Source organism: Paenibacillus alba, assembly GCF_013204855.1.
In the GTDB taxonomy this organism is placed as follows: Bacteria; Bacillota; Bacilli; order Paenibacillales; family NBRC-103111; genus Paenibacillus_E; species Paenibacillus_E alba.
Map to the genome: position 1 here is coordinate 1 of NZ_JABMKZ010000119.1, position 539 is coordinate 539.

Annotated in this window: 1 protein-coding gene; it reads right to left on the reverse strand. The window is 53.2% G+C overall.

What is annotated here, in order from left to right; translation table 11 throughout:
* The coding region (locus HQN90_RS38185) for a beta-ketoacyl synthase N-terminal-like domain-containing protein (RefSeq protein WP_173228003.1) at positions 1-539 on the reverse strand (539 nt) is incomplete at both ends.

Genomic DNA, 539 nt, shown 5'->3' on the forward strand with positions numbered 1-539 from the left:
TGCAGCAGCACCTTTGTCAGTCCTGCAATGCCCGCTGCACTTTCGCAATGACCGATATTCGACTTGACGGAACCGATTACGCAAAACTGGTTGCCCTTCGTATACTCCCGGAAGCTTTTGTTCAAACCCGCTATTTCAATCGGATCCCCCAGCGCGGTGCCTGTGCCGTGCGCTTCAATGTAACTTATCGTTCTCGGATTTATGCCCGACTCCTTATATGCTCTGCTCAGAATGCTGGCTTGCGCATTCGGGTTGGGCACGGTATAGCCGTTCGTTTTCCCCCCATGATTCACCGCTGTAGCCTTAATGATTCCGTAAATCTGGTCCCCGTCTTCTATGGCCTTGTCCAGAGGCTTCAGCAGTACTGCCCCCACCCCTTCTCCCGGCACGTATCCGTCCCCACCCTCTCCAAAGCTTTCGCATTTCCCCTTGCTCGATGCAAATTTCCCTTGTCCAAGCATCAAGTATTTGTTGGGATGGATGGAGACATTCACTCCCCCGGCAATGGCTACTTCACATCCCCCGCTTCGTAAGCCTTG